Source organism: Streptomyces sp. NPDC034084 (assembly GCF_055575535.1).
On sequence record NZ_JBVISK010000005.1, the window covers coordinates 319,676 to 344,505 of the forward strand.

22 protein-coding genes are annotated in these 24,830 nt (G+C 72.7%); 12 read left to right on the forward strand and 10 right to left on the reverse strand.

The genetic code is table 11. The annotated features are described in order from the left end of the window. Positions 1–131: 131 nt before the first annotated feature. From ACZ51I_RS19960 to ACZ51I_RS19975, 4 genes are read left to right on the forward strand one after another with little or no spacing between them, the layout of a single operon-like run. Positions 132–983: an NTP transferase domain-containing protein gene (locus ACZ51I_RS19960; protein ID WP_468877435.1), complete on the forward strand. Its 852-nt coding sequence runs from the start codon at positions 132–134 to the stop codon at positions 981–983. Then, entirely contained in the window at positions 980–2,290 is a 1,311-nt protein-coding gene (locus ACZ51I_RS19965) for a molybdopterin molybdotransferase MoeA (RefSeq protein ID WP_468877437.1), read from the forward strand. Before ACZ51I_RS19960 ends, ACZ51I_RS19965 begins: the two co-directional genes overlap by 4 nt. A 20-nt stretch (positions 2,291–2,310) precedes the next feature. After that, positions 2,311–3,372, forward strand: coding sequence for a potassium channel family protein (locus tag ACZ51I_RS19970; RefSeq protein ID WP_468878201.1), 1,062 nt, complete (start codon positions 2,311–2,313; stop codon positions 3,370–3,372). A 51-nt stretch (positions 3,373–3,423) separates the two neighbouring features. Beyond that, a complete protein-coding gene (locus ACZ51I_RS19975; RefSeq protein WP_468877439.1) occupies positions 3,424–4,410 on the forward strand; it encodes an NAD(P)H-quinone oxidoreductase in 987 nt (328 codons plus the stop codon). Between the two features lie 171 nt (positions 4,411–4,581). On the opposite strand, the gene ACZ51I_RS19980 is transcribed toward ACZ51I_RS19975, so the two are convergent. From ACZ51I_RS19980 to ACZ51I_RS20005, 6 genes are all read right to left on the reverse strand, one after another. Next, positions 4,582–5,130 carry a bacterial proteasome activator family protein gene (locus ACZ51I_RS19980; protein ID WP_468877442.1) on the reverse strand — a complete coding sequence of 183 codons (549 nt, stop codon included), beginning with the start codon at positions 5,128–5,130 and terminating at the stop codon, positions 4,582–4,584. Positions 5,131–5,226: 96 nt separating this feature from the next. Continuing rightward, on the reverse strand, positions 5,227–8,091 hold the full coding sequence (locus ACZ51I_RS19985; protein ID WP_468877445.1) for an FtsX-like permease family protein: 2,865 nt from the start codon (positions 8,089–8,091) through the stop codon (positions 5,227–5,229). Then, positions 8,088–8,822 (reverse strand): ABC transporter ATP-binding protein, encoded by a 735-nt coding sequence (locus ACZ51I_RS19990; protein WP_468877447.1) that lies wholly within the window; start codon positions 8,820–8,822, stop codon positions 8,088–8,090. The genes ACZ51I_RS19985 and ACZ51I_RS19990 overlap by 4 nt, the downstream gene beginning before the upstream one ends. Positions 8,823–8,961: 139 nt before the next feature. Beyond that, a complete protein-coding gene (locus ACZ51I_RS19995; RefSeq protein ID WP_468877449.1) occupies positions 8,962–9,594 on the reverse strand; it encodes a PadR family transcriptional regulator in 633 nt (210 codons plus the stop codon). Positions 9,595–9,689: 95 nt separating this feature from the next. Next, positions 9,690–10,460, reverse strand: a complete 771-nt coding sequence (locus ACZ51I_RS20000; RefSeq protein WP_468877452.1) for a hypothetical protein — start codon at positions 10,458–10,460, stop codon at positions 9,690–9,692. A 123-nt stretch (positions 10,461–10,583) separates the two neighbouring features. Then, a complete protein-coding gene (locus ACZ51I_RS20005; protein ID WP_468877454.1) occupies positions 10,584–12,236 on the reverse strand; it encodes a protein kinase domain-containing protein in 1,653 nt (550 codons plus the stop codon). A 264-nt stretch (positions 12,237–12,500) separates the two neighbouring features. Here ACZ51I_RS20005 and ACZ51I_RS20010 point away from each other — a divergent pair, with 264 nt between their 5' ends. After that, on the forward strand, positions 12,501–14,123 hold the full coding sequence (locus ACZ51I_RS20010; protein WP_468877456.1) for a protein kinase domain-containing protein: 1,623 nt from the start codon (positions 12,501–12,503) through the stop codon (positions 14,121–14,123). Between the two features lie 37 nt (positions 14,124–14,160). Here ACZ51I_RS20010 and ACZ51I_RS20015 read toward each other — a convergent pair whose 3' ends face one another. From ACZ51I_RS20015 to ACZ51I_RS20025, 3 genes are all read right to left on the reverse strand, one after another. Continuing rightward, entirely contained in the window at positions 14,161–15,177 is a 1,017-nt protein-coding gene (locus ACZ51I_RS20015) for a phosphotransferase (protein ID WP_468877458.1), read from the reverse strand. A gap of 15 nt (positions 15,178–15,192) precedes the next feature. After that, a complete protein-coding gene (locus ACZ51I_RS20020; protein WP_468877460.1) occupies positions 15,193–15,630 on the reverse strand; it encodes a pyridoxamine 5'-phosphate oxidase family protein in 438 nt (145 codons plus the stop codon). Between the two features lie 141 nt (positions 15,631–15,771). Next, positions 15,772–16,431, reverse strand: a complete 660-nt coding sequence (locus tag ACZ51I_RS20025) for a response regulator (protein WP_468877463.1) — start codon at positions 16,429–16,431, stop codon at positions 15,772–15,774. A gap of 338 nt (positions 16,432–16,769) precedes the next feature. Here ACZ51I_RS20025 and pdhA point away from each other — a divergent pair, with 338 nt between their 5' ends. The 6 genes from pdhA (at position 16,770) to ACZ51I_RS20055 (ending at position 22,950) form a co-directional block, all read left to right on the forward strand. Then, positions 16,770–17,954 carry a pyruvate dehydrogenase (acetyl-transferring) E1 component subunit alpha gene (gene pdhA, locus ACZ51I_RS20030; RefSeq protein WP_468877466.1) on the forward strand — a complete coding sequence of 395 codons (1,185 nt, stop codon included), beginning with the start codon at positions 16,770–16,772 and terminating at the stop codon, positions 17,952–17,954. A gap of 2 nt (positions 17,955–17,956) precedes the next feature. Then, the gene (locus ACZ51I_RS20035; RefSeq protein WP_468877469.1) at positions 17,957–18,937 is read left to right on the forward strand and encodes an alpha-ketoacid dehydrogenase subunit beta; all 981 of its coding nucleotides are present in this window, start codon (positions 17,957–17,959) and stop codon (positions 18,935–18,937) included. 10 nt (positions 18,938–18,947) lie between these two features. Beyond that, the gene (locus ACZ51I_RS20040) at positions 18,948–20,324 is read left to right on the forward strand and encodes a dihydrolipoamide acetyltransferase family protein (RefSeq protein ID WP_468877472.1); all 1,377 of its coding nucleotides are present in this window, start codon (positions 18,948–18,950) and stop codon (positions 20,322–20,324) included. A gap of 75 nt (positions 20,325–20,399) precedes the next feature. Then, on the forward strand, positions 20,400–20,909 hold the full coding sequence (locus tag ACZ51I_RS20045) for a hypothetical protein (protein ID WP_468877475.1): 510 nt from the start codon (positions 20,400–20,402) through the stop codon (positions 20,907–20,909). Between the two features lie 59 nt (positions 20,910–20,968). After that, positions 20,969–21,643 carry a GntR family transcriptional regulator gene (locus ACZ51I_RS20050; RefSeq protein WP_468877478.1) on the forward strand — a complete coding sequence of 225 codons (675 nt, stop codon included), beginning with the start codon at positions 20,969–20,971 and terminating at the stop codon, positions 21,641–21,643. After that, positions 21,640–22,950 (forward strand): MFS transporter, encoded by a 1,311-nt coding sequence (locus tag ACZ51I_RS20055; protein ID WP_468877482.1) that lies wholly within the window; start codon positions 21,640–21,642, stop codon positions 22,948–22,950. The genes ACZ51I_RS20050 and ACZ51I_RS20055 overlap by 4 nt, the downstream gene beginning before the upstream one ends. 83 nt (positions 22,951–23,033) lie before the next feature. On the opposite strand, the gene ACZ51I_RS20060 is transcribed toward ACZ51I_RS20055, so the two are convergent. Beyond that, entirely contained in the window at positions 23,034–23,861 is an 828-nt protein-coding gene (locus ACZ51I_RS20060) for a maleylpyruvate isomerase family mycothiol-dependent enzyme (RefSeq protein WP_468877484.1), read from the reverse strand. Positions 23,862–24,016: 155 nt separating this feature from the next. Between ACZ51I_RS20060 and ACZ51I_RS20065 the strand changes: the two genes are divergently transcribed. Beyond that, positions 24,017–24,820 carry a carbon-nitrogen family hydrolase gene (locus tag ACZ51I_RS20065; protein ID WP_468877487.1) on the forward strand — a complete coding sequence of 268 codons (804 nt, stop codon included), beginning with the start codon at positions 24,017–24,019 and terminating at the stop codon, positions 24,818–24,820. Positions 24,821–24,830 lie beyond the last annotated feature (10 nt).

Sequence of the window (24,830 nt, forward strand, 5' to 3'; positions counted from 1 at the left end):
GTCCGGTGCGGCTGCCCGACGCTTCGGCCGTCCGGCCGTCCGCCGCGCCTTCCGTGTGGCCTTCGGCCGGGGCGTCTCAGCAGGGGAGACGGGGACCTCGGGGGCGGGGCCCGGCGGCCCATACTGCTGGGGTGACCACCGCATACGACGCCGTCGTGCTCGCCGGGGGCGCCGCCCGGCGTCTCGGCGGCTCCGACAAGCCCGGGGTACGGGTCGGGGGCCGGACCCTCCTCGACCGGGTCCTCGCGGCCTGTCCCGACGCAGGCCGGACCGTGGTCGTCGCGGCCCCCCGCCCGACCGCCCGCCCCGTCCGCTGGACCAGGGAGGACCCTCCGGGCGGCGGGCCGCTGGCCGCCCTCGACGCCGGCGTACGGGAGACCGGTGCCGACGTCCTCCTCGTCCTCTCCGCCGACCTCCCCTTTCTGGACGGCGACACCGTCCGCCGCCTCCTCGACGCGCTCGACGCGGACCCCGGGGCCGAGGCCGCGCTCCTCACCGACGCCGAGGGCCGGGACCAGCCGCTCGTCGCCGCGTACCGCCGCTCCCCGCTCCTGCGCGAACTCGCCCTCCTCACCACCCGGCGAGGCACCCTCGACGGCGGACCGCTGCGTCTCCTCACCGGTGGGCTGAGCCTCACCCGGGTCGCCGCGGCCCCCCTCGCCTCCTTCGACTGCGACACCTGGGAGGACATCGCCACGGCCCGCGCCCGCATCAGGGAGCATGGGACCGTGCTGGATGAATGGATCACCGCAGTCAAGGACGAACTGGGCATCGAACTGGACGTCGACACCGGCGTGCTGCTCGACCTCGCCCGTGACGCCGCCCACGGCGTGGCCCGCCCCGCCGCGCCCCTGACCACCTTCCTGGTCGGCTACGCGGCGGCCCGCGCGGGCACCGACGGCCCCGAGGCCGTCGCCGAGGCCGCCCGCAAGGCCGCGGCGCTCGCCCAGCGCTGGGCCGCCGAACAGGACGAGGCCGGATGACTCCGAAGGAGCCCGTCCCCGTGGCCCCGGCAGCCGCTACCGGCGTGAAGGCCGAGCCGCCGCACCGCGCCACCGCCTGGCCCGAGGCCCGGGCCGCCGCCGTCCGAGCCGGTACCGCAGCGCGGGCCGGTCGCGAGCCGCGGCGGCTCCCGCTCGGGCAGGCGCTCGGCCAAATCCTCGCCGAGCCGCTCCTCGCCCTCACCGACCTGCCCTCCTTCGACACCTCCGCCATGGACGGCTGGGCCGTCGCCGGTCCGGGCCCGGGCCCCTGGACCGTCCGTGAGGAGACCCCCGTCCTCGCCGGTCACGCGCCCGCCGCCGCGCTGACCGACGGGGAGGCCGTACGGATCGCCACCGGCGCCCCCGTCCCGCCCGGGACCACCGCCGTCATCCGGAGCGAGCACTCCCGTACCGAGCCCTCCCGTACGGAGCACCCGGGGCTTCTGCTGCATCCGCTGCGCGACGTGGTCTCCGGACAGGACATCCGGCCACGGGGCCAGGAGTGCCGGTCCGGCGACGAGCTGCTCCCCGCCGGCACCGTCGTGACCCCCGTCGTCCTGGGCCTCGCCGCGGCCGCCGGTTACGACGAGCTCCCCGTACCGCCCCGCCCCCGGGTGGAGATCCTGGTCCTCGGCGACGAGCTGCTCACGGCCGGACTCCCGCATGAGGGGCTCATCCGGGACGCCCTCGGCCCCATGCTCGGCCCCTGGCTCGCGGCGCTCGGCGCCGAGGTGCTCGCCACCCGGAGGATCGGCGACGATGCCGAGGAGCTGTACGCGGCCGTCACCGGTTCCGCCGCCGACCTGGTCCTCACCACCGGGGGTACCGCCGCCGGGCCCGTCGACCACCTCCACCGCGTCCTCGACAAGGCCTGCGCCACGCTCCTGATCGACGGGGTGAAGGTCCGCCCCGGTCACCCGATGCTCCTCGCGGCCCTGGGCGACCGTCGCCATCTCGTCGGCCTGCCCGGCAACCCGCTCGCCGCCGTCTCCGGCCTCCTCACGCTCGCCGAGCCGCTCCTCGCGGCCCTCGCCGGCACCTCCCTCACCCGGGGCAGCGCCCCCGTCGCGGACGAGGTGCCCGGGCATCCGTACGACACCAGGCTCGTTCCGGTCGTCCGCCGGGGCGGACAGCTCGTTCCTCTGCGCTACAACGGGCCGGCCATGCTCCGGGGCATCGCCGTCGCGGACGGCATGGCCGTCGTCCCGCCCGGCGGCGCCCGGTCCGGCCAGGAGCTGGACGTCCTCGACCTTCCCTGGCCGCCGACGTCGGGTGCCGTACCGGCCCAAGGAGCCTGTTTCACGTGAAACTTCCCAGCCGTGACGTGATGGCCCGCCACGCGGACGAGCGGATCTCGGACCCGCGCGTCCAGCTGCCCCGCAGGGTCGTCGAGAGACCGTTGCGCCAGGTCGGCAAGCGTCTGCTCATGGCGCTCGGCGTGCTGGTCGCAACGGTCCTCATCGTCTACCTCGACCGCGACGGCTACCACGACAACGCCAACGAGACCCTCGACTTCCTTGACTGTGTCTACTACGCGACGGTGACGCTCTCCACCACCGGATACGGCGACATCGTCCCGTACAGCGACTCGGCGCGGCTCACCAACATCCTGCTGATCACGCCCCTGCGCGTGCTCTTCCTGATCATCCTGGTCGGCACCACTCTCGAGGTCCTCACCGAACGGACCCGGGAGGAGTTCCGGCTGAACCGCTGGAGGTCCACCTTGCGCGACCACACCGTCATCGTCGGTTTCGGGACGAAGGGGCGGTCCGCGATCCAGACGCTCTGCGCGACCGGGCTCCGCAAGGACCAGATCGTCATCGTCGACCCCTCCAGCAAGGTGATCGAGACGGCGAACGCGGACGGGTTCGTCGGCGTCATCGGCGACGCGACACGCAGCGACGTACTGCTCCGCGCCGAGGTGCAGCGGGCGCGGCAGATCGTCATCGCCACCCAGCGGGACGACACGGCTGTTCTCGTCACCCTCACGGCACGCCAGCTCAACCGGGGCGCGAAGATCGTCGCCGCCGTCCGCGAGGAGGAGAACGCACCGCTGCTGCGCCAGTCCGGCGCGGACGCGGTCATCACCAGCGCCAGCGCCGCCGGCCGCCTGCTCGGCCTCTCCGTGCTGAGCCCCAGCGCCGGAACGGTGATGGAGGACCTCATCCAGCAGGGGTCAGGCCTGGACCTCGTCGAACGGCCGGTGACCAAGAGCGAGGTCGGCAAGAGCGTGCGGGAGACCGGTGACCTGGTGGTGAGCGTGCTCCGGGGCCACCGGCTGCTCGGCTATGACGACCCCGCGGCCAGCCCGCTCCAGCTCACCGACCGGCTGATCACCATCGTGCGGGCCGCGCCGCTCACCCCGCTCACCACGCCACCGGAGGACTGACCCGGACGACTGACCCGGGAGACCGGACGGGGGGCGAGTAGCCTCGCCGCCATGTATGCGATCACGATTCCGGAACCCGGTGGCCCAGAGGCCCTCGTCTGGGCCGAGGTGCCCGATCCCGTGCCCGGCGAGGGCGAGGTTCTCGTCGAGGTGGTGGCGAGCGCGGTCAACCGCGCCGATCTGCTCCAGCGCCAGGGCTTCTACGACCCGCCGCCGGGCAGCTCCCCGTACCCCGGCCTGGAATGCGCGGGCCGGATCGCCGCCCTCGGCCCCGCGGTGTCCGGCTGGGCCGTCGGCGACGAGGTGTGCGCGCTGCTCGCCGGCGGCGGCTACGCGGAGAAGGTCGTGGTCCCGGCCGGCCAGCTGCTGCCGGTGCCGGAGGGCGTCGACCTGGCCACGGCCGCCGCGCTCCCCGAGGCCGCGTGCACCGTCTGGTCCAACATCTTCATGATCGCCCACCTGCGCCCCGGCGAGACGCTGCTCGTGCACGGCGGCGCCAGCGGCATCGGCACGATGGCGATCCAGCTGGCGAAGGCGGTCGGCGCGCGGGTCGCGGTCACCGCCGGCGGACCCGAGAAGCTGGCGCGCTGCGCCGAGCTGGGCGCGGACATCCTCATCGACTACCGCGAGCAGGACTTCGTCGAGGAGCTGGCGAAGGCGACGGACGGCGCGGGCGCGGACGTCATCCTGGACATCGTGGGCGCCAAGTACCTGGAGCGGAACGTGAAGGCGCTGGCCGTGAACGGCCGCCTGGTCGTCATCGGTCTCCAGGGCGGGGTGAAGGGCGAGCTGAACCTCGGGGCGCTGCTCGCGAAGCGCGCCGCCGTCATGGCGACCACGCTGCGGTCCCGTCCGGCGCAGGAGAAGGCGGCGATCGTCGCCGCCGTCCGGGAGCACGTCTGGCCGTTGATCGGCGCGGGTACGGTCCGGCCTGTCGTCGACCGGACGCTGCCGATGCCCGAGGCCGCAGAGGGGCACCGGGCGCTGGAGGAGAGCGGCCACGTCGGCAAGGTGCTGCTGCTCACTCCCCGGGACTGAGACACGACGGGCCGGCCTGGCCCCCGGCTCGTCCACCAAGGGCCCGGCACCCCGGAGCAACCACGACGGGGCCGGCACACCCGGCTCGACCACAAGGGCCCGGCACACCCGGCTCGACCACAAGGGCCCGGCACGGAGGATTTCCGTGCCGGGCCCTTCTGCGAGCGTGACCTACAGGTACGGTCCCGAGCGGACCGCGTGGCCGTGGCCGCCCTGGTCGTCGTCATCGTCGTGGGACGCGCCCGGAGGCAGTGCGCGGCGCATCTGCTCCAACTGGGCGCGGGCCGCCATCTGCTGGGCGAACAGCGCCGTCTGGATGCCGTGGAACAGGCCTTCCAGCCAGCCCACCAACTGCGCCTGCGCGATGCGCAGCTCGGCCTCGGAGGGGATCGCCTCGTCCGTGAACGGCAGGGAGAGCCGCTCCAGTTCCTCGACGAGCTCGGGTGCGAGCCCGTCCTCCAGCTCCTTCACGGAGCTGGCGTGGATGTCCTTGAGCCTGACCCGGCTCGCCTCGTCCAGAGGTGCCGCCCGTACTTCCTCCAGAAGCTGCTTGATCATGCTGCCGATCCGCATGACCTTCGCAGGCTGCTCGACCATTTCCGTCACCGGGACCTCGCGGGGTTCGTCGTCGCCCTGGGTGCCGCCGAGCGCCATCCCGTCCTGTCCCACGATGAGGACCTGGGGGCTCTCCTGCGACCTGTCATTCCTCGGCATCTCCATGCCGCCATTCTCTCGTACACACGCGTCACCACAGGGTGTGCCCCTGTACGAGGGTGATCCACCCTCGTACAGGGGCACAGGACGGGAACGAAACCGTCAGGTCGCCGCGCGCCGGGCCAGCGCTCCGCGGGAGCGGGTCACGAGGGCGGCGAGCAGGGCGGCGCCGAGCGGGACGGCGACGAGCAGGCCGGCCAGCGTCTCCCAGGGGATGACGATCGCCAGGTCCGGCGGGGTCGCGTCGGCGGTCCAGCCCTGGGCGAGGCTCTCCTCGTGGAAGCGGATCTGGTTCCGCTCCTCGGTGAGCCGGAGGCCGACGGCGGGCAGCAGTCCGGCGGCGGAGCCGAGGACCACGCCCATGGCGGCGACGACACCGCACTGGAATCCGCTGAGCGTGCGGCGGACGCGGGGCGGGGCGCCGACGGCGGCGAGCGTCTTCAGATCGGCCTCGGCGTCGGCCTGGGCGAGGCCGGTTGCGATGCCGGCGGCACCGATGGTGACGAGACCCGCGAAGATGGCCAGCGACAGCAGGATGATGCCGTAGTCCTCGACGAAGCCCTCCTCCAGGTGGAGTTCGACCGAGCTGCCGAGCTTGGCGAGTTCACTGTCGAGCTTCTGGCGCTGCCCGGAGTCCGGGAGCCGGTCGGTGCTGACGTAGACGCCCAGCGGCGCCGTGGAGAGGCCGGCGGCCTTGGCGGTGGCCGGCGTCATGAGGGCCTGGAGGCCGTAGGACTTCTTGTCGCCGGGGACCAGGTAGGCGGGCAGGGAGCTGACCTTGCCGGGGGCGGGGCGGCCCTCCTCGGAGGCCTTGTCGGCGGCGGCGATGTCGGTGATCTGCTTGATCCCGACGGTGCCCTTCCTGTCGACCAGGGCGCGGTTGAAGGTGACGATCTTCCCGTCGGCGAGGGCCTTCACGGTCGCGGGGTCGTCGACGCCGAGGACGTGGAGCAGCTTGGCGTCACCGATGAGCAGGCCGCCCTCGGAGACGTACATGCCGTTGCTCGCGGAGTCCTTGCACCGCCAGTCGTCGCTGAGCAGCTTGCGCCGCTGCTCGGGCGTGTACTTCTCGGAGGGATCGCCGCCGCCGGGGACCGTGGCGTTCAACGGGCACTCGTTCGCCGGGGGGAGGAGGACCTCGTAGCGGCCGCAGCCGGGGTCGGTGCCCCAGGGCGGGCAGCCGGGCTTGCCGACCGCGACGCGCTCGACGTCGGCGCGGACGTCGACGGGGAAGGAGCGCTGGACGGCCTCGCGGACGGCGGGGACGTCCCGGCCGCCCTCCTCCTGGACGAACGCGGAGGCGACGCCGTACGGCAGGGTGGCCTCGTACTCGGCCCTGTTCTGGGCTTCGCGGCTGGCCATGTACGTGGAGACGGCGACGGTGCCCGCGACGGCGGCGAGGACGGCGGCGACGGCCGGGGCCGTGCGTCCCCGGTTGCGGACGGCGTCCCGCAGCGCGAGCCGCGGGGAGAGCGGCAGCCAGCGGCCGGTCCGTCCGAACAGGCCGACCAGCGCCGGGGTCATGGCGACGACGCCCAGCTCGGCGAGGGCGGAGCCGCCCGCGACGATGGCGAACTGCTGGCTGACGAGCGAGCCGAAGAGGGCGATCGCCCCGCCGAGCAGGAGGGCCGCGAGGCCGACCAGGGGCAGCACGCGGCTGCTGCGGCGGACCCCGCGCCGGCCGGTGAGCGAGGCGAGCACGGTCTGCCGGGAGGCCGTGACGGCCGGGACGATCGCGGCGAGCAGCCCGGTCAGGACCGCGAGCAGCGCGATGCCGAGCAGTTCGAGCGGCCGGACGTCGAAGGCGCCGAACCGCTGGCCCATGGTCTCCTCGAGGACCGGCTGCAGCACGAGCGTGAGGATCAGGGCGAGGACGGTGCCGGTGACGGCGGCGGCGATGCCGATGACCAGGCCGCCGCTCAGCACGATGGCCCGGATGTGGCTGCGGGCACCGCCGTTGGCCCCGACCAGACCGAGCTGGCGGCGCGAGCGGCGGGCGCCGACGGCGAAGGCGGGCCCGGCGAGGAGACAGATCTCCAGCATGGCCAGGCCGACGACCGTGCCGATGGCGGCGAGCTCGGCGGCCTGGGCCGCCGGACTGGCGTCGTAGCCGCCCCAGCCGTCCTTCTGGTTGAGCGGGACCTCGGACTCGGCGGGCGGGTCGAGCAGCACGGCGCGCGAGACGACGGCGACGCCCTTGGTGTTGATCTCCTTGACGGTGTTCCACGTGAAACCACCGGGCTTGCGCACCAGGTACGAGACGGACGTCTCGGGCGCGGGCAGACCGGCCTTCTCGACCGCCTTCGCGTACGGGGTGAGGAAGGCCCCCGGCAGTGCGTTGACCTGGTCGGCGTTGAGCGAGTCGGGAAGTTCGTAGGAGCCGACGATCCGGTACGGGCGATCGAAATTGCGGGCGGAAAGGGTCGAGCCGATCGACAGGCCACTGGCCTCCAGGAAGTGCGAGGTCGCCATGACCTCGTCGTTCTTCTCCGGGAAACGCCCCTCCAGGAGCGTCATGATGCCGTGGGCGATCGGGTCGGACGCCTTGAGCTCCCGCACGTCGGTCATGAGCAGACCGTGCGTCGTCGTCAGCTTGGCCGAGGAGATGCCGTCCGTGAGGACGGTGGAGCCGGCGGGAACGGTCTTGGTGACATCGGTGGAGCCGTTCGGCCACGGCTCGTTCCGGTAGTCCTTGGCCGGCGTGTGCATCTCGCCGGTCGGGTCCTGGAAGATCGGGACACCGCCGACGTCGGCGTCCCGGAAACGCGCGTCGGCCGCGCCGATGGCCCGCTCCACCCGTTCGGCGGCGGAGAGTTCGGAGCTGCGGTAGGTCAGATCGAGGGCGCTGACGCCGAGGATGGGCAGAGCGATCATCGCGAGGACGAGAGCGCTGCGGCCCTTGGAACGCCAGGCGTCGCGGCGGGCTATGCGGATCGCGGCCCGCCAGGAGTGGAACCAGGTCTTCACGCCTCGGCCACCTGGCCCGAGAGGAGGGAATCGGCCTCGCTGCGCACGGTCTGGTCGACGATGGCGCCGTCCCGCAGGAACACCACCCGGTCGGCCCAGGCCGCGAACCGCGGCTCGTGGGTGACGAGGACACCGGCGGCGCCCGCGTCGCAGCGGGTGCGGAGCAGGGCGAGGACGGACTCGCCGGTCTCGGAGTCGAGGGCGCCGGTCGGCTCGTCGGCGAGGACGAGCCGGCGGTCGCCGACGAGGGCACGGGCGATGGCCACGCGCTGCTGCTGGCCGCCGGACATCTCGTCGGGGAAGCGGTCGGCGAGGTGACCGAGGCCCATCTCCTCCAGTGCGGCGATGGCTTCGGCGCGTGCCTTGCGGGCGGAGGTGCCGTCCAGCTCGCGGGGCAGCGCGACGTTCTCGGCTGCGGTCAGGGCCGGGATGAGGTTGTAGTCCTGGAAGACGTATCCGATGCTGCGGCGGCGCAGGGCCGCGAGCTCCTTGACGCTCGCGGTGGTGATGTCGGTGTCCTCGACGATCACCCGTCCCGAGCTGGGGGTGTCCAGGCCGCCCGCGATGGTGAGCAGCGTGGACTTTCCGGAGCCCGAGGGGCCCATGACGGCGACGAGTTCGCCGGGGTACACGGCGAGGTCGATGCCGCGCAGGGCATGCACCTCGGTGGCGCCCGCGCCGTGGACGCGGGTCAGGTTCTGGAGTTGCAGCACGGGCTGCTGTGTCGGCATGGAGGGGTCCCCCCGTTGGCCGTACGCGGCGGTCGGCCGGGTACGGGAGCGTGCGGTGGAAGGTGGTGCGTCAAGCGGTACGGGCGGGGCCGCGAGCGTGCGGTCGACGCGCCCCGGGCGTACCGGTGGTCGAGAAGTGCTAGGGGGCGGGCGTGCCCGGGACGGCGGGCGCGGCGGGGGCGGTCGGGCCGGTGGGAGCCGTCGCGACGGCAGCTGCGGCCGCCGCCGTCGCCGACAGGCGGATCAGCCGGGACTCGCAGTGGTCCAGCCAGCGGGCCTCCGCCTCGGTCTGGAAGATGAGCTGCTCCAGGACGAGCAGCCAGGCCACGTCGTCCCGCTCCCCGGCCCCGCCGCCCTCGACGGCGAGGAGGGCCTGCGCCTTGAGCCGGGTGTAGTCCTGCATCGCCTTCACGGTGTGGCGGCGCTGGGACTGGATGACGGCGCGGATGTCGACGCCGGGCGCGCCCACGGCCATGGCGAGCTTGATGGCCAGCTCGTCACGGGCGGGGCTGGTGCGGTCGACGGGCTTCTCGAACCAGGTCCTGAGCTCGGCGCGCCCGCTGTCCGTGATCGTGTAGAGCGTGTGGCCGGCCGCGTCCTCGCCGCCCTGGGCCACCATGCCGTCGCGCTCGAGCCGGTTGAGGGTCGTGTAGACCTGGCCGACGTTGAGCGGCCAGGTGGCGCCGGTGCGGGACTCGAACTCCGTACGGAGCTGGGAGCCGTAGCGCGGGCCGCGTTCGAGGAGGGCGAGGAGCCCGTGACGGATCGACATACTCAGTATGTATACCGGGTATGCCGTCGCCGACAACCGACCTGAGAGGGAAGCCGTGGGTACGACTCAAGGGGGACCCCGCGGTCCGGGCGGGGTCAGCGGCGGCGCATCCGGAGCCCGAGGAAGCCGATGCCGAGTCCCATGGTGGCCAGTCCCACGCCCAGGGTGAGGACGGGAATCCGCTGGTCGACGAGGGTGGGCGCGGCCTCGGCCGAGAGTCCGGGCACCGTGGCGGGCCGGCTGGCGGGCGCCGCCTCGGGCAGCGCCGGGTCCTCCTCGCGTACCGGTTCGTCCCATCCCTCCGCCGCCTCCTGCTCGGCCGGGTCTGTAGCGGTTTCGGTACGAGAGGGGTGGGGCGACGGCTCCGTGCCCGGTGTGGCGGACTCGTCGTCGGAGGGCGTGGCGGGCTCGCCGCGTCCGGGACGGGGTCGCCCCGCACCGGCGGGCCGCCCCGCGAGGGAGGCGGACGCGCTGGGGGCGGGGGCGTCGGAGGGCTCGGCGCTCGGCGCGGGCGGGGACGCGCCGGTGCCGGTCGGCGCGGGCGCGGGGGAGCCGGGAGCGCGAGTCCCTCCGTCTCCGCTCGGGGTCCCGCTGGTGGAGGCGGACGCGGAGGGGGAGGCCGACGAAGGCGAGGCGGAGGGGGTGGTGGGAGTCGCCGTCGGCGTCGGAGGCGGGCTGACGCGTGCACCGGCCCCCCACCGGCCGACAGCGAGCCGCGGGGCCTCCGCCGCGGGTCCCGCCGTGGTGCCGGGGCCCTCCGCGGCGTACGCGAGGGGCGCGGCGTACAGGGCGCAAGCGCAGGTGAACGCGCAGGTGAGCGCGGGGCGGAGAGCCCGCGCGCGTGCCCTGCGGAGTGCTGGAGTCACCGGGTGACCCCCCTCCCGTACCGAGCCGCCGAGATGGTCGACTCAGCGTCACATGCCGGAACGGTTCCGGCATCCGGGACGGGGTCAGGAGGCGTACAGGGGCAATCGGATGAGACCGGGTGCCTACTGCGGCGGGTTGCCCGTCGAGATCTTCAGGGTGAATTCGGCGTCGTCGGCGGTGATGTCCTCACCGGCCGGCGGGTACTGCTCCAGGACCGTGCCCTCGCCGTACGTGGACTCGTCCACCGGGGTCTGGGTCATGATCTTCCACCCGGCGGCCTGGACACAGGCCTTCACCGACTGGATGTTCTTGTAGGTGAAGTTCGGGACCTCGAACTTGCTGGGGTCGTCGTTCGACTCCGAAGGCTGGGTGCACTTCTTGGTGTCGATCGTCTTGGTCAGATCGGGGCCCTTGTGGCCGGGCGCCGCCGTCTGGCTCTGCTGGGTCTCCGTGCCGCCGGTGCCGCCCGCCCGGGGGTCCTCGTCGTCGTTCATGGAGAGCGCGACGACCAGGCCGCCGATCGCGAGCAGGGCGGCGGCGATCGCGCCGACGATCACCGGGGTGTTCCGGCGGGAGCCGCCGCTCGTGGAGACGGGCGCCGGCGTCGGGGCGTACGGCGCGGGGGCCGGGGTCTGGCCGTAGGGCGCGGGCGTCGGGGCCTGGGCGTACGGCGCGGGTGTCGGCGCCTGCTGCGGGTAGCCGTACGCCGGGGCGGGCGCCGGGGTCGCGGGGCCGTACGGGCCGGGCTGCGGCGTCGGCGGCAGGTAGGGCTGCTGGACGCCGTGCTGGCCGTGGGCGGGGGGCGGGGTCTGGCCGATGGGCGGGAAGACCGCCGAGCCGACGCCCGCGCCGCTGCTGACCGGACCGCCCTGGACGATCACCGGCGCACTGGTCTGGCCTGCGGCCAGGACCCGCAGGCACTCGTCGCGCATCGCCGCCGCGCTCGGGAACCGCTCGTTGGGGTTCTTCCGCAGCGCGCGGGCGACGAGCGCGTCCATCGCCTGCGTCACCGACCGGTTGACGGAGGACGGGGCGACCGGCTCCTCCTGCACGTGCGCGTAGGCGATGGCGAGCGGCGAGTCGGCGTCGAAGGGGAGACGGCCCGTCAGCAGCTGGAAGAGCATGATGCCGACCGAATAAAGGTCGGAGCGGGCGTCCACCGCGCGGCCGAGGGCCTGCTCGGGGGAGAGGTACTGGGGGGTGCCGACGACCATGCCGGTCTGCGTCATCGACGTGACCCCGGACTGCATGGCCCGCGCGATGCCGAAGTCCATGACCTTGACCACGCCGCGCTTGGTCGTCATCACGTTGCCCGGCTTGATGTCGCGGTGGACCAGACCCATCTCGTGGCTGACCTCCAGCGCCGCGAGCACGTCGGCCGTGACCTTCAGCGCCTTGTCGGCCGGCATCGCGCCGTACTGCCGGACGTCCGCGGCGAGGACCGAGCCGAGCGGCTGCCCCTCCACGTACTCCATGACGATGTACGGCATGACGGCGCCGTCGAGGGTGTCCTCGCCGGTGTCGAAGACCGAGACGATGTTCGTGTGCGACAGCTTCGCGACGGCCTGCGCCTCGCGCCGGAACCGCTCGCGGAAGGACTGCTCCCGGCCGAGCTCCGTGTGCAGCGTCTTGATGGCGACCTGCCGGTCGAGGGCGCTGTCGTACGCCAGGTAGACCGACGCCATGCCGCCCTCGCCGAGAAGGTCGCGCAGCTGGTACCGGCCGCCCGCGACCGAACCGCCCGCATAGCGGCCCTGTGCGCCGTCCTGGCTCATCTGTGCTTCCCCCTACGCGCGCGTGGCGGCGTTGATCCGGAATTTCTCGGCCAAGTCTGCCCCAGGGCAGTGACACGTCAAGCCGGGTGCCCGTTCCGTGACCCTCCGCACAGGAAGCGTTTCCGCACGGCCGGAGGAAACCCGCCGAATTTGCACAGGTGTACATCGAGGGGGTTGGATGGCCGGTCCATCTCGGACCGTGGTGTCGTGCGGAGCCTGTAGCGTGGCGACTGGACACGGCACGACAGACGACGGCGAGGACTGATGGCACCCGAATCCGGAGCAGGTGGCGGTGTGCCGGACGCGTCGGCGGAATCCTGGGGCGAGGGCGGCGTCGTCGGCGACGGCCGCTACCGCCTGACGCACCGTCTGGGCCGGGGCGGCATGGCGGAGGTCTTCGCCGCCGAGGACGTACGGCTCGGCCGCACCGTGGCCGTCAAGCTGCTGCGTGCCGACCTCGCCGAGGACCCGGTCTCCAAGGCGCGCTTCACCCGCGAGGCGCAGTCCGTCGCCGGGCTCAACCACCACGCCATCGTCGCCGTGTACGACTCCGGCGAGGACCTCGTGGGCGGCCGGCCCGTGCCGTACATCGTGATGGAGCTGGTCGAGGGCCGCACCATCCGAGACCTGCTGCTCAGCGCGGAGGCGCCCGGTCCCGAGCAGGCGCTCATCATCGTCTCCGGGGTCCTGGAGGCGCTGGCCTACTCGCACCAGCACGGCATCGTGCACCGCGACATCAAGCCGGCGAACGTGATCATCACGCACTCCGGTGCGGTGAAGGTCATGGACTTCGGCATCGCCCGCGCCCTGCACGGCGCGCAGTCGACGATGACCCAGACCGGCATGGTCATGGGCACGCCGCAGTACCTCTCGCCCGAGCAGGCCCTCGGCAAGGCGGTCGACCACCGCTCCGACCTGTACGCCACGGGCTGCCTGCTCTACGAACTGCTCGCGCTGCGGCCCCCGTTCACCGGCGAGACCCCGCTGTCCGTCGTGTACCAGCACGTGCAGGACGCGCCGGTCCCGCCGTCCGACGTCACGCAGTCCGTGCCGCCGGAGCTCGACGGCCTGGTGATGCGCTCGCTCGCGAAGGACCCGGACGACCGGTTCCAGAGCGCCGAGGAGATGCGCGGGCTCATCCAGTACGGCCTGCAGATGCTCCAGCAGCAGGGCGGCCACACCGGCACGTGGAACACCGGGCCGGTCGAGGCGCACGACGGCGGGCACACCCCGGTCGGCGGCGTGGCCGCGACGGCCGCGATGGGTCACCCGATGCACGGGGAGACCGCGCAGGGCCCGATCCTTCCTCCGGTGAACCCGGACGACGGCGGGTACGGCGGTTACGACGGCGGTACGGGCGGAACCGGCGGCTACGGCCAGGACGGGTACGCCTCGCCGAACGGCGGCAACGGCGGCAACGGCGGCCGGGGCAAGATCTGGCTGTTCGCCGCGCTCGCGCTGATCGCGGTCGTCGCCGGGGTGGCGTACGCGCTCGACAAGGCGGACAACCCGGGTGGCGACGTGAAGCCGCCGACGACGGTGAGCAACTCGCCGTCGACGGTCTCGAAGGAGCCCACGCACTCGGAGGAGCCCACCCAGGACCCCACCGAGGATCCGGGCACGTCGACCGGCGGCGAGACGCAGCAGCCGTGGGACCCGCCGACGACGTACACGCCGCCCGAGCCCACGGGCACGCCGACGACCCAGGCGCCGACGCAGCCGACGACGACCCCGCCGACCGAGCCCACGGGTACGCCGACGGAGCCGACGGGCGAGCCGACGACCGACACCCCGACGGAGCCGACGGGCGGTCCGACCGACGACTCCACCGGCGGCAACGGCAACCCGGACACCCCGCCGCCGGCCACGGGCAACGAGACCGGCTGACGGAGTCCCGGAAGTCCGGCGCCCGGCCGGCACGGGCTCAGCAGGCGAAGGCGTCGCGGACCGCCGCGTACTCGCGCGTCCACCACACCGCCAGGGCCGACACCGCGGGGAACTGCGGGTCGGCCCTGCGGTCGTGCAGCTGGTAGCGCCAGCGCAGGGTCCAGAAGTCGTTGAGCCGCTCCCACCACACCCGGTGCGCCGCCGCGGCCAGTTCGGCCCCGTCCGCGCCCGTCGCCCGTCGGTACGCGCGCGCGTAGGCCCGTACCTTCTCGAGCGCCAGCTCCCCCTCCGGCCGTACGAAGAAGATGGCGGCGGCCCTGACCGCCTCCTCGGCCCTGGGGCGGACCCCGAGCCGGTCCCAGTCGACGATCGCCGCGGGCTCCGCGCCCCGGTACAGCAGGTTCAGCGGGTGGAAGTCGCCGTGCACCCAGCCGGCGGCGGAGGCGGGCGGCGGCCGGTGGTGGGCGTGCTGCGCGAGCAGCCTGCGCCGCTCCCTGAGCCGGTGCTCGGCGAGCGCGTCGAAGCTGTCACGGGGGCGGTGCGCTCGGGCGAGACGGAGCAGTTCCTCGATGGCCCGGAAGGTGTCCTCGGGGCGGGCGCTCCCGTGGTCGCCGCCCGGCGGCGGGGACTCCATGACCTGCTCCAGGCAGGTGTGGACGCGGCCGAGGAGGGTGCCGAGGCGGCGGGAGCAGCCGGTGGAGAGCTGGGCGCCGTCGCGGTGGCAGCCCTCGACCCAGGGGTGCAGGGCGTAGCAGTGGCCGCCGACGAGCGCGACGGTGCGGCCCCGGCTGTCGGGCAGCGGCGGCGCGACGGGGAGGCCGAGGGCGTGCAGGCGCTGGGTGGCCCGGTGCTGGCGGCTGATGGTGGCCCGGTCGGAGGTGGGGGCGTCCAGGTGCTGCTTGAGGAAGTACGCGCCGCGGGTGGTGGCGAGCCGGTAGCCGCGGTTGAGCAGGCCCTCGGTCACGGGGACGCAGGAGAGGGGCTCGCCGACGTCCGCGTAGCGGCGCAGGAGGGGGCCGACGGGCGGAGCGTGGAGTACAGATGAGCGCGGCACTCCGCAGATGTTAGATCACGCTGCGTGGTGGAGGTCTCGCTCCGTGGTGCGGACCTCCGTGTGCCCGCTGTAGTCGAGTTCGTGGATGGTCACGAACTGCGGTTCGATCCGCATGAACACCGGGGTGAAGTCCTCGCCGTCCACGCTGACGGGCTCGGGGCCGAAGGCCGCCACCTCCTCGGGCGTCGGCTCGACGATCTCGGCGGTACCGGTGAACTGCACGGACCAGAGGTGCTCGGCGCCGGAATCGAAGTTGTCCGCGCCGTACGCGACGACGCTGCCGTTGCAGGCGCGGTGGTAACCGAGACCGCGGTGCATCCGGAGCAGGACGCGGCCGTCGGCGACGACGTGACGGGCGGGAGCGACGAACGGCATCGCCCGCATGCTCGTCGCCACCCGGCCGTACGACACGCGGCTGAGCAACTCGATGGCGCGGATCTCGTCGGTGGACATGCTTTCCACTCTCCGTCACCGGCGCCCTGTCGGGAAAGGGGCCCCTGGCCCCGGTTCGACGGGGACGTAGGTCCCGAAAAGGGCCCTGGGGCGGGTCCGCGCCGCCGCCGCGCCGCGGAGACGGCCCCGGCCCCCGCCGTCTCAGTGCCGTTCGGCCTGGAGGCGTGCCACGTAGGCCGCGGCCTGCGAGCGGCGCTCCATGCCCAGCTTCGACAGCAGGCTGGAGACATAGTTCTTGATGGTCTTCTCCGCGAGGTGGAGCCGCTCGCCGATGACCCGGTTGGTCAGGCCCTCGCCGATCAGGTCCAGGATCTTGCGCTCCTGCTCCGTCAGGTTCGCGAGCTTGTCGTCCTTCTTCGGGTTGTTGCCGTCGCGCAGCCGCTCCAGGACCCGGGCGGTCGCCACCGGGTCGAGCAGCGACTTGCCGGCCGCCACGTCCCGCACGGCGTTCAGCAGCTCGTTGCCGCGGATGGCCTTGAGGACATAGCCCGAGGCCCCGGCCATGATCGCGTCGAAGAGCGCCTCGTCGTCCGCGTACGAGGTGAGCATGAGGCATCTGATCGACTCGTCCTGCGAGCGGATCTCGCGGCACACCTCCACCCCGCTGCCGTCGGGCAGCCGGACGTCGAGCACGGCGACGTCGGGGCGGGTCGCGGGGATCCTGACCAGCGCGTCCGCCGCCGTCCCGGCCTCGCCGACCACCTCGATGTCGTCCTCCACGGAGAGCAGCTCGTGGACGCCGCGCCGCACGACTTCGTGGTCGTCCAGCAGAAATACCCGGATTTTTCCTTCTTCGCGCACGCGGTCAGTCTCACATATTGGGTCTTCCGGCGCCCGGGGTGCGCGGGATAACGTGCCGGGTGTTCCGACGACGGCGTCGGGCCGTTGTCCATGCTCTGACCAGGGCTGAGTACCCCTTTTCTCGATTTACTTGGAAATCCAAGCAAAATCGCAGGTCAAGTGGGGTTTCGCGGGAATGCCGCGCAATGGGTAACGTGCCTATGACGGCGCTCGCCGGGGCACCTTTCACGCCCGACTCCGGCCGCGTCGCACCCACCCCGTGCGAAGGTACGGACAAGGCGGAGCCGCACTGGCCTCACCGGCGAACCCGGGGGCCGGACCGACGGAGGAGCACGCACGTGACCGTGGAGAGCACTGCCGCGCGCAAGACGACGCGACGCAGCAGCGGCACCAAGCGCACCGCAAGCGCGAGCACGAGCACCACCAAGAAGGCGACGGCCGCCACGGCCTCGGAGCCGGAGCTCGTTCAGCTGCTGACGCCCGAAGGGGAGCGCGTCCAGCACCCCGACTACGACATCGACCTGAGCGCCGAGGAGCTGCGCGGTCTCTACCGCGACATGGTCCTCACCCGGCGCTTCGACGCCGAGGCGACCGCTCTGCAGCGCCAGGGCGAGCTGGGCCTGTGGGCCTCGCTGCTCGGCCAGGAGGCCGCCCAGATCGGTTCGGGCCGGGCCCTGCGCGATGACGACTACGTCTTCCCGACCTACCGCGAGCACGGCGTCGCCTGGTGCCGCGGGGTCGACCCCACGAACCTGCTGGGAATGTTCCGCGGTGTGAACAACGGCGGCTGGGACCCCAACAGCAACAATTTCCACCTGTACACGATCGTCCTCGGCTCGCAGACCCTGCACGCCACCGGCTACGCCATGGGCATCGCCAAGGACGGCGCGGACTCCGCCGTGCTCGCGTACTTCGGTGACGGCGCCTCCAGCCAGGGCGACGTCAACGAGTCGTTCGTCTTCTCCGCGGTCTACAACGCCCCGGTCGTGTTCTTCTGCCAGAACAACCAGTGGGCGATTTCCGAGCCCATCGAGAAGCAGACGCGCGTCCCGCTCTACCAGCGCGCCCGCGGTTTCGGCTTCCCCGGTGTCCGCGTCGACGGCAACGACGTCCTGGCGTGCCTGGCCGTGACCCGGTCGGCCCTGGAGCGTGCCCGTCGCGGCGAGGGCCCGACCCTCATCGAGGCGTTCACGTACCGCATGGCCGCCCACACCACCTCCGACGACCCGACCCGCTACCGCCGTGACGCCGAGCGCGAGGCGTGGGAGGCGAAGGACCCGATCCTGCGCCTCAAGGCGTACATGGAGAACGAGGGTCACGCCGACGCGGCCTTCTTCGAGGAGCTGGAGACGGAGAGCGAGACCCTCGGCAAGCACGTCCGCGAGGTCGTCCGCGCCATGCCCGTCCCGGAGCACATGGCGATGTTCGACAACGTGTACGCGGACGGGCACGCGCTCGTCGACGAGGAGCGCGCCGAGTTCGCCGCCTACCAGGCGTCCTTCACGGGCGGAGAGGCCGAGTAACCATGGCTGTTCAGAAGCTTCCCCTGGCCAAGGCGCTCAACGAGTCGCTGCGCAAGGCCCTGGAGACCGATCCCAAGGTCGTCATCATGGGCCTGGACGTCGGCAAGCTCGGCGGTGTCTTCCGGATCACCGACGGTCTGCAGAAGGACTTCGGCGAGGACCGGGTCGTCGACACCCCGCTCGCCGAGTCCGGCATCGTCGGCACCGCGATCGGCCTCGCGCTGCGCGGCTACCGGCCGGTCGTGGAGATCCAGTTCGACGGCTTCGTCTTCCCGGCGTACGACCAGATCGTCACCCAGCTGGCGAAGATGCGGGCCCGTTCGCTCGGCACGGTGAAGATGCCGGTCGTCATCCGCATCCCGTACGGCGGTGGCATCGGCGCCGTCGAGCACCACTCCGAGTCCCCCGAGTCGCTCTTCGCGCACGTCGCGGGCCTCAAGGTCGTCACCCCGGCGAACTCCTCCGACGCCTACTGGATGCTCCAGCAGGCGATCCAGAGCGACGACCCGGTGATCTTCTTCGAGCCCAAGCGCCGTTACTGGGACAAGGGCGAGCTCGACACCGAGGCCATCCCCGGCGAGCTGCACAAGGCCCGGGTCGCCCGCGAGGGCACGGACCTCACCCTCGTCGCCTACGGCCCGATGGTGAAGACCTGTCTGGAGGTGGCCGCGGCCGCCGCCGAGGAGGGCAAGTCGATCGAGGTCGTGGACCTGCGCTCGATCTCCCCGCTCGACTTCGACACCATCCAGGCCTCGGTCGAGAAGACCCGCCGCCTGGTCGTCGTCCACGAGGCGCCGGTGTTCTTCGGCTCCGGCGCGGAGATCGCCGCCCGGATCACCGAGCGCTGCTTCTACCACCTGGAGGCCCCCGTCCTGCGGGTCGGCGGCTACCACGCGCCGTACCCGCCGGCGCGCCTGGAGGAGGAGTACCTGCCGGGCCTGGACCGCGTGCTCGACGCCGTCGACCGCTCGCTGGCGTACTGAGGAGAGCACGATGACGATCCGCGAATTCAAGATGCCCGACGTGGGCGAGGGCCTGACCGAGGCCGAGATCCTCAAGTGGTACGTCCAGCCCGGTGACACCGTCACCGACGGGCAGGTCGTGTGCGAGGTCGAGACGGCCAAGGCCGCCGTCGAGCTGCCGATCCCCTTCGACGGCACGGTCCACGAGCTCCTCTTCCCCGAGGGCACCACGGTCGACGTCGGCCAGGTCATCATCTCGGTGAACGTGGGCGGGGGCGCGGAGCCCGAGGCCCCGGCGGCGCCGGCCATGGCCGCCGCCCCGGCGCAGGCACCGGTGGCCGAGCCGGTCGCCGAGCCCGAGCCGGAGGGCCGCCAGCCGGTCCTGGTCGGCTACGGGGTGGCCGCGACCTCCACCAAGCGCCGGGCCCGCAAGGCCGCGCCCGCCGCGGCGGTCCCCGAGCAGCTGAACGGTCACGGCCCCGCGGCCGCCCGACCGCTGGCCAAGCCGCCGGTCCGGAAGCTCGCCAAGGACCTCGGCGTCGACCTGGCGACGGTCACCCCGACCGGCCCGGACGGGATCATCACCCGCGAGGACGTCCACGCGGCGGCCGCTCCGGCGCCCGCCCCGGCCGTCGAGGCCCCCGCGCCCGTGGCGGCACCGGCTCCGGTCGCGGTACCCGCCGCGGCGACGGCCGTGGCGTCCGACGCCCGGGAGACCCGGGTCCCCATCAAGGGCGTTCGGAAGGCCACGGCGGCGGCGATGGTCGGTTCGGCCTTCACCGCACCGCACGTCACCGAGTTCGTGACCTTCGACATCACGCGCACGATGAAGCTGGTCGAGGAGCTCAAGGCCGGCAAGGACATGGCGGGCCTGCGGGTCAACCCGCTCCTCCTCATCGCCAAGGCCGTCCTGGTCGCGGTCAAGCGCAATCCGGAGATCAACGCGGCCTGGGACGAGGCGGCGCAGGAGATCGTCCTCAAGCACTACGTGAACCTGGGCATCGCCGCGGCCACCCCGCGCGGTCTGATCGTGCCGAACATCAAGGACGCGCACGCGCAGACCCTGCCCGAGCTCTCGCGTTCCCTGAGCGAGCTGGTCGCCACCGCCCGCGACGGGAAGACGACCCCGGCGGCGATGCAGGGCGGCACCTTCACCATCACCAACGTCGGCGTCTTCGGCGTCGACACCGGTACGCCCATCCTCAACCCCGGCGAGTCCGCGATCCTGGCGGTCGGTGCGATCAAGCTCCAGCCGTGGGTCCACAAGGGCAAGGTGAAGCCGCGTCAGGTCACGACGCTGGCCCTCTCCTTCGACCACCGCCTGGTCGACGGCGAGCTCGGCTCCAAGTTCCTGGCGGACGTCGCCGCGATCCTGGAGCAGCCGAAGAGGCTGATTACCTGGGCGTAGTGGCCCGGTTGTCGCGTTTCACGTGAAACATCCGGTGGTGGCATTCAGCCGCCACCGGATGTTTGGGTTGAGGGCATGGACCTCCACCTCGCACCGCCGTACGGCGCCGGGCCCGTGCACCTCGGCATGACCCTCGACCAGGCGGTGGCGGCCGTCTCCCCCTGGGGTGAGCCCCGCGTACGCAGCCGCCCGAACCGCGTCCTGGTGACGGTCTCGGCCGCCTGTGAGGGGGTCGGCGTCGAGGTGCTCCTGGAGGAGCGGGACACGGTCACGGCCGTCGAGCTGTGGTGGCCGGGGGAAGGACGGGAGACCTTGACACGGGTGCTCCTGGACGGCGTCGGCGCGTTCAGCGCCCCCGCCCCCGACGTCTTCCGGACCCCCGCCGACGACGTCCTCGGGCACCTCACCGCTCAGGGGTGGCGTGTGCACGACGCCGACGGCGAGGCCCCCTTCGTGGCCGGGCTGTCGCTGGGCTTCACCCGAGGGACCTCGCAGGAGGTGGCGCGCCGTCCCGATGGCCTCCCGGTGCACTTCACCTCCGTCCTCGTCGGCGGCGAGGACTACTACGACTTCCGGCTCCGATAAGCGGTCCAGGATGCGGACGGGGCTGCCTGTTGCACCCCTGTTGTATCTAAGCTGTGCGCATGCCATCAGCGCCCGCCGGTCCCGCCCCCCTGCCCACGAAGCAGCCCCCCGCGGCCGACCGCGTCTACATGCACGTCAAGCAGGCCGTACTAGAGCGGCAGTACGAGGGAGGCACCTTCCTCACCGAGGGGGAGCTCGCCCAGGCCGTCGGGGTGTCCAGGACGCCCGTCCGCGAGGCGCTGCTCAAGCTGGAGATGGAAGGGCTGCTCAAGCTCTACCCGAAGAAGGGCGCCCTCGTCCTGGCCGTCTCCGCCCAGGAGATCGCCGACGTCGTCGAGACCCGCCTGCTCGTCGAGGAGTTCGCCGTCCGCCGGGCCGTCCCCGCTCCCGCCACCCTGATCGCCCGCCTCGAAGAGCTCCTGGAGGAGCAGAAGGAGCGCGCCGAGGCCGGGGACCTCGCCGAGGTCGCCGTCACCGACCGCTGCTTCCACGCCGAGATCGTCAAGCACGCCGGCAACCAGATCCTGGCCCGCCTCTACGACCAGCTCCGTGACCGGCAGCTGCGCATGGGCGTCGCCGTGATGCAGTCCCAGCCCGACCGCGTCGCCAAGAACATCGCCGAGCACGCCGAGATCCTCGACCGCATCAAGGCCGGCGACGTCGAGGGCGCCGCGCACTGCGTCCGCCAGCACCTCTCCTGGGTCAAGGTCCTCGTCCGGGGCGCGGACCGGTGACCGGCTCCCACGGATCCGCCGTCACCCTCCCCGGCGACCCGCCCGGCGGCCGCCGGGCCGCCCTCGTCTGGGGCGTCGGTGTCGCCGTCTACTTCGTCGCCGTCATCTTCCGCACGTCCCTGGGCGTCGCCGGACTCGACGCCGCCGACCGCTTCGACGTCAACGCCTCGGCGCTCTCCACCTTCTCCATCCTCCAGCTGCTCGTCTACGCGGGCATGCAGATACCCGTCGGCCTCCTGGTCGACCGGCTGGGCACCAAGAAGGTCCTGACCCTCGGCGTCGTGCTCTTCACCGTCGGCCAGCTGGGCTTCGCGCTCTCCCCCTCGTACGGCACGGCGCTCGCCTCCCGCGCCCTCCTCGGCTGCGGCGACGCCATGACCTTCATCAGCGTCCTGCGGCTCGGCAGCCGCTGGTTCCCCGCCCGCCGGGGCCCGCTGATCGCCCAGCTCGCCGGGCTCATCGGCATGGCCGGCAACCTCGTCTCCACCATCGTCATCGCCCGTGCCCTGCACGGCCTCGGCTGGACGGCCACCTTCGTCGGCAGCTCCCTCGCCGGAGTCCTCGCTCTCGTCCTGCTGCTGCTCTTCCTCAAGGACCACCCCGAAGGGCACGAACCCCAGCCGGCCACGCACGCCGGTGCCGCCTTCGTCCGCCGTCAGATCGCCGCGTCCTGGCGGGAACCCGGCACCCGGCTCGGCATGTGGGTGCACTTCACCACCCAGTTCCCGGCCATGGTCTTCCTGCTGCTCTGGGGCCTGCCGTACCTCGTCGAGGCGCAGGGCCTCTCCCCGGCCACCGCGGGGACGCTGCTCACCCTGGTCGTGCTGTCCAACATGGTCGTCGGCCTCGCGTACGGGCAGATCATCGCCCGCCACCACGCGGCCCGCGCCCCCCTCGCCCTCGGTACGGTCGCGGCCACCGCCCTGCTGTGGGGCACGACCCTCGCGTACCCCGGCGACCACGCGCCGATGTGGCTGCTCGTCACCCTCTGCCTGGTCCTCGGCGCCTGCGGACCGGCCTCCATGATCGGCTTCGACTTCGCCCGCCCGGCCAACCCGCCGGAGCGTCAGGGCACCGCCTCCGGAATCGTCAACATGGGTGGTTTCGTCGCCTCGATGACGACCCTGCTCGCCGTCGGTGTGCTCCTCGACGCGACCGGCGACGACTACCGGATCGCGTTCTCCTCGGTCTTCGTCCTGGAGGCGCTCGGCGTCACGCAGATCCTCCGCCTCAAGGCCCGCACCCACCGAAGGGAACGGGAACGGCTCGTCGCCAGCCGCGTGGAGGCCGTGCACGTACCGGTATAGAGAGCGCCGCGATCCCCGTACGGAAAGTGCCGCGATCCCCGTACTGAAAGCGCCGCGGATCCCCGTACGGAAAATGCCGCGATCTACCGGGGCGTCACCGCGAAGTTGTCCAGGATCGCCGCCGCGAGGTCCGCGTCGCCCTCGCTCTTGACCCGGTCGGCCACCTCGGCCGGCCGGACCCGGCCGCAGGCCAGGCGCACGAACGTCTCCCAGTCCGTCGCCAGCGTCACCGCCGGGCCGAGCGACGGCGCGCCGTCGATCGAACCGCGGCCCTCCGCGTCGACGCGTACCGTCCGCAGGAACTCCACCGGCCCGGTCACGTCGAGCACCACCGCCGAGGACGCGGGCGCCCCGGCGTCCTTCGCGACCACGTCCGGCAGCGCCTCCAGGAGGACGTCCCGGGTCACGAGCGCACCGGGCGAGTCCAGGTTGCCCGGGACGCCGAGCGCCGTCCGCAGGTCCTGCTCGTGCACCCACACGTCGAAGGCGCGCGTGCGGTAGGCCTGTTCGAGGGACTGCTCAGCGCCGAGGGGAGCGCGGATCAGATGCTCGGGGGAGCGGTTCTCGTTGCGGAGCCGGCGCGCCCGGCGGATGAGGATGTACTCCAGCTCCGACGTCATCTCCGGGGCCGTGTGGTGCCGCCGCACATCGACCTGGACCTCCATGTAGCGCGCGAAGTCACTGCGCACGTGGTACAGATCGCGGGGCAGCGAGTGGATCGGCCGCGGGTCGCCGAGCATCTCCGTCTCCATGCCGATCACATGGGAGACGATGTCCCGCACCGACCAGCCGATGCACGGGGTCGGCCGGTTCCACTCGCCCTCCACGAGCGGCTGCACCAGTTCGGCTATCGCCTCGATGGAGTGGGTCCAGGCGTCGGCGTAGTTCTGGAGGCTGGGATGGACGGTCACGGGACCCCTCGGCGGTTCTTCGGTGCGCGGGCTGAAAACACGACTGGGTGGGAGGCTCGGACGCTAAGTTACGCTGCCCGAAGGCACCCCGGCAGTGCTTTCGTGTGACGATCGTAGGCCGGTGTTGACGGCTCGAATGCCAGGACGGTGGTACTGTGCGCGCCTCGCTGATCCAGATCGCGGTAGACCCGGACGAACCGGTCGACGCCCGTCGCGCCCGAGCGGCGCGCCTCGTACGGGAGGAGTCCGGCCGCGCCGACCTCGTCGTCCTGCCGGAACTGTGGACCGTCGGCGCCTTCGCGTCCGACCTCTTCGCCGCCGAGTCCGAGCCGCTGAACGGCCCCACCCACCGGGCCATGGCGGCCGCCGCCCGCGACGCCGGGGTCTGGCTGCACGCCGGCTCCTTCGTGGAGGCGGAGGGCGGCGCCCTCTACAACACCTCGCTCGTCCTCTCCCCCGACGGCGAACTCGCCGCCTCCTACCGGAAGATCCACCGCTTCGGCTTCGACAAGGGCGAGGCCGTGATGATGGCCGCGGGCGAGGACCTGGTCACCGTCGACCTGCCGCACCTCACCATCGGCGTCGGCACCTGCTACGACCTGCGCTTCCCCGAGCTCTTCCGCGGCCTCGTCGACGCCGGCGCCCAGGCCTTCGTCGTCCCGGCCGGCTGGCCCGCCCTCCGGCGCGCCCACTGGACCCTCCTCGCCCGGGCACGGGCCGTCGAGAACCAGGCGTACGTCCTCGCCTGCGGCACCGCCGGCACCCACGCGGGCGTGGAGCAGGCCGGGCACTCGATCGTCGTCGACCCCTGGGGCGAGACGCTCGCGGAGGCCGGCCCCGACGAGGAGATCCTGCGGGTCGTCCTCGACCCGGCGAAGGTCCGGACGACCCGGGAACAGTTCCCGGCGCTGAAGGACCGGGTGCTGGGCATCGCGACGCCGCGCGCCCGCCGCGCCTGAACCTTCTCCG

Bases quoted from the DNA above. Each gene is read 5' to 3' on its own strand.
- ACZ51I_RS20040 (WP_468877472.1), top strand. From the start codon at position 18,948: ATGACGATCCGCGAATTCAAGATGCCCGACGTGGGCGAGGGCCTGACC.
- ACZ51I_RS19965 (WP_468877437.1), top strand. From the start codon at position 980: ATGACTCCGAAGGAGCCCGTCCCCGTGGCCCCGGCAGCCGCTACCGGC.
- ACZ51I_RS20005 (WP_468877454.1), bottom strand. From the start codon at position 12,236: ATGAGCCAGGACGGCGCACAGGGCCGCTATGCGGGCGGTTCGGTCGCG.
- ACZ51I_RS20050 (WP_468877478.1), top strand. From the start codon at position 20,969: ATGCCATCAGCGCCCGCCGGTCCCGCCCCCCTGCCCACGAAGCAGCCC.
- ACZ51I_RS19990 (WP_468877447.1), bottom strand. From the start codon at position 8,822: ATGCCGACACAGCAGCCCGTGCTGCAACTCCAGAACCTGACCCGCGTC.
- ACZ51I_RS20035 (WP_468877469.1), top strand. From the start codon at position 17,957: ATGGCTGTTCAGAAGCTTCCCCTGGCCAAGGCGCTCAACGAGTCGCTG.
- ACZ51I_RS19975 (WP_468877439.1), top strand. From the start codon at position 3,424: ATGTATGCGATCACGATTCCGGAACCCGGTGGCCCAGAGGCCCTCGTC.
- ACZ51I_RS20010 (WP_468877456.1), top strand. From the start codon at position 12,501: ATGGCACCCGAATCCGGAGCAGGTGGCGGTGTGCCGGACGCGTCGGCG.
- ACZ51I_RS19995 (WP_468877449.1), bottom strand. From the start codon at position 9,594: ATGTCGATCCGTCACGGGCTCCTCGCCCTCCTCGAACGCGGCCCGCGC.
- ACZ51I_RS20045 (WP_468877475.1), top strand. From the start codon at position 20,400: ATGGACCTCCACCTCGCACCGCCGTACGGCGCCGGGCCCGTGCACCTC.
- ACZ51I_RS20020 (WP_468877460.1), bottom strand. From the start codon at position 15,630: ATGTCCACCGACGAGATCCGCGCCATCGAGTTGCTCAGCCGCGTGTCG.
- ACZ51I_RS19970 (WP_468878201.1), top strand. From the start codon at position 2,311: ATGGCCCGCCACGCGGACGAGCGGATCTCGGACCCGCGCGTCCAGCTG.
- ACZ51I_RS19980 (WP_468877442.1), bottom strand. From the start codon at position 5,130: ATGGAGATGCCGAGGAATGACAGGTCGCAGGAGAGCCCCCAGGTCCTC.